The sequence below is a fragment of the Candidatus Protofrankia californiensis genome (genome assembly GCF_900634765.1).
Taxonomy (GTDB): Bacteria; Actinomycetota; Actinomycetes; order Frankiales; family Frankiaceae; genus Protofrankia; species Protofrankia californiensis.
The window spans coordinates 30172-33195 of the sequence record NZ_CAAAFT010000261.1; the positions used below are offsets into that span (position 1 = coordinate 30172).

Below are 3024 nucleotides of genomic sequence, written 5' to 3' on the forward strand. Positions count from 1 at the left end.
GACATCCCCTGCGCCTGTAGCAGCCGGTGCAGTGTGCTCGCCGGCCACCCGCACAGCTCCTCCAGGCGTTTGGCGGCCCGACCGGTCGGAGCCGCCAGAGCCACCTGCGCGCCGGCGGCGCGGGCCAGACGCACGACCGCGGCGACTGTTCGGCTTTTGCCCGTTCCCGGCCCGCCGGTGAGCACGCTCACACCGACGTCGAGGGCGGTGCGGGCGGCATGCAGCTGGGTCTCGTCCAGACCGGCCAGGACCGCGGCGACGTCCTCGTCCTCCGCTTCCTCGGCGGCGGCGACGGGTTCAGGGTCCGCGGGCTCCCCGGGGTCGTCCTCAGGGTCTTCGCCGTCGAAGTCGTCGAACATGTCAGGAAGATCGTCGTTTTCGGTCGCGGCCGTCGGACGTGCCGGTGCGGCAGGCGTCCTGGGCCGTACGGACCCGGGACGCAGCGGCTCGGCAATGGCCAGCAGCCGCGCGACCCCTTCGGCCAGGGCCTGTTCCGCCGTGACGTACCGCTCGAGCGCGACCAGCCCGTCGGTGACGACCATCCGGCCTTCCTCGACCGCGGTACCCAGCGCCGCCGCCGGGTCCACGACCCCGTCGCGGGCGGCGGCCCGCAGGAGCGTGTCCACCGGCGCCGCGGTATCCCCGGACCGCAACGCGGCGCGGCGCAGCAGGTGCGCGACCACCGCGGGGCCGCGCCGGCCGTCGTCGCGGCCCGCACCCATCGCGCGGGCCAGCCGGTCGGCCTGGGCGAGTTCCGCCTCGCCCGCGGCGAGCAGCGCCCACGGATCGGCGCGCAGGGCGTCGGCCACACCCGGCCCGAGCTCGTCGACCAACCTGCGGATCAGGCGGACCGGCAGATCGGCCAGGACCAGCAACTCGGCCGCGGCATAAGCGTTCCCGGCGGCGGAAAAGGAATCCGCCAACCGCCGGGCCCGGGCGGGGGAGACACCCGGGACGGTCGCCAGCCGGGTCGCGTCGACGTCGGAGGGCGTGCGGATCCCGGCTTCGGGCAGGCGCGCCGCGGTCGTCCGGCCGAGCCCCGGCCACAGCCCCGCCGCGCAAAAGGCACCGAACACCACGGCCGGGTCGACGGCCGGGTCGACCGTTGGCACCCCGTCCCTGGTCAGGTTGGGCAGTGCGTCGGTGGAGATGGTCTCGGCCGGCATGCCGGCAGTTTAGAGCGACCGGCAGGCATGTTGTTCCACGCCGAATCCGGAGTGCCGCCGATAGTGACTGACGGTGATATTTGGTGATGTCCTGGTCGTCCCCGTCCTCGTCCCGGCGTTGACGCAACGCTCGACGAACGGCCGACGGAACAGCAGCGGCGGTGTTGACGAGCCTCGAACGAAGCTCTCGGAGAGTGGACCGCTAAGGTCGATGCGACTCGTCGGACTCCATCCATTGAAGTCCGAGGCAAATGAGTGCAGAGCGCAAGGCTGGCTACCCTGAGCAGGTCTCGTGGCGGCGGTCTGTATCCCGATCATCGGCGCCGGTCTCATCGTGCCGATGGCGGTGATGACAACCATGTCCGGCGTTAACCATGCGGCGCCACGTACAGAAGGGACTGGCATTGAATGCCCTGGAAGCAGTCGTGCTGGGCACCGTTGGTGTGACAGCAGGCGCGGCAGCCGGCGTCCGGCAGGCCCGGTGACCACCGTCCTGCTCGTACGCCACGGGCTGACCGCGGTGACCGGCTCCATCCTCCTCGGCTGGACGCCGGGAGTCGGTCTGGATGACAGAGGCCGAGCTCAGGCTCAGGCGTTGGCCCAGCGTCTGGCGTCCATCCCGCTCACCGTCATTGTCTCAAGTCCCCTGCAACGCTGCCGCGAGACCGCCGAGGCGATCGCTTCGCACCAGGGCGAGCGGGTCGATGACGCCGAGCAAGTCGGGCGCATCCCCGGTGTCGTGCCGGTTTCCGCTGCCGAGGGAAGGGATGCCGTCGCCATCGATGACCGGCTGGGGGAGTGCCACTACGGCGACTGGACCGGTCAGGAGATGAAGGCGCTGACCGCCGACCCGCTGTGGCGGACCGTCCAGGAACACCCCAGCGCGGTGGTCTTCCCCGGCCCCGAGGGGGAGGCCCTGCGCGACACCCAGTACCGGGCCGTTGCGGCGGTGCGGGACTGGAACGCCCGGCTGGGACCGGACGCGGTCTGGTTGGCCTGCTCCCACGGCGATGTCATCAAGGCGATCGTCGCGGACGCCATGGGCATGCACCTCGACCTGTTCCAGCGAATTTCGGTGGATCCCTGTTCACTCACCGTCATCCGTTACACCGAACGGCGACCGTTCGTGATCCGGGTGAACGACCGGGGCGGTGCCGTCGCAGACCTGCTACCAGCACCGCGGACGCCCGCCGCCGACGACGGTGACGCCATCGTCGGCGGCGGGTCATAGCCAAGGGTGATTGTGCTCTCCTCTAGCGGCGCATCAACAATGATCGGCCGCCTTTGGTCGGAGAGGCTGCTTTTGGCCGGAGAGGGAGGGACGGGTGCACGTACGGGCAGCCAGACTTAGGGGCGTGAGTGAGCACGCTTCCAACGTCACGCCGCCCGGACGTCCGGCACTCGACCCAGCCGACGCCGGAGGTCTCGACGCGTCCGACGCTCTCACACTGCTCGGTGACGGTGAGATCACCGTCACCGGACGCCTGGTAGAGGCCAGCAACGCGACCCTGTACTGCGAGATCAGCCTGGACGGTGTCAGCGGCCGGTGCGTCTACAAGCCGGTTCGCGGCGAGCGTGCGTTGTGGGACTTCCCCGACGGAACGCTGGCCGGCCGCGAACGCGCGGCCTACCTGGTCTCCGAGGAGACCGGCGTGGGGATCGTGCCGCCGACGGTGCTGCGGGGCGGCCCTTTCGGCGTGGGCATGGTCCAGCTGTGGATCGACGTCGACGAGACCGTCGACCTGTTCGCCCTCACCCGCTCCGACGATCCTCAGTTGCGGACGATCGCCCTGTTCGACGCCGTGGTCAACAATGCCGACCGCAAAGGTGGTCACCTGCTGCCCGCCCCGTCCGGGCG

General features: G+C 70.7%; 3 protein-coding genes. 2 read left to right on the plus strand and 1 reads right to left on the minus strand.

The annotated features are described in order from the left end of the window. Positions 1-1166, minus strand: a 1166-nt coding sequence (locus DD1DGNOD_RS14320; RefSeq protein WP_165036722.1) for an AAA family ATPase, incomplete at its 3' end; no start/stop codon positions are given. Positions 1167-1647: 481 nt separating this feature from the next. Here DD1DGNOD_RS14320 and DD1DGNOD_RS14325 point away from each other — a divergent pair. Further along, positions 1648-2397: a histidine phosphatase family protein gene (locus tag DD1DGNOD_RS14325; protein WP_131766874.1), complete on the plus strand. Its 750-nt coding sequence runs from the start codon at positions 1648-1650 to the stop codon at positions 2395-2397. Between the two features lie 124 nt (positions 2398-2521). Then, positions 2522-3024 (plus strand): SCO1664 family protein (locus tag DD1DGNOD_RS14330; RefSeq protein ID WP_131770370.1); only part of this gene is annotated, 503 nt, incomplete at its 3' end.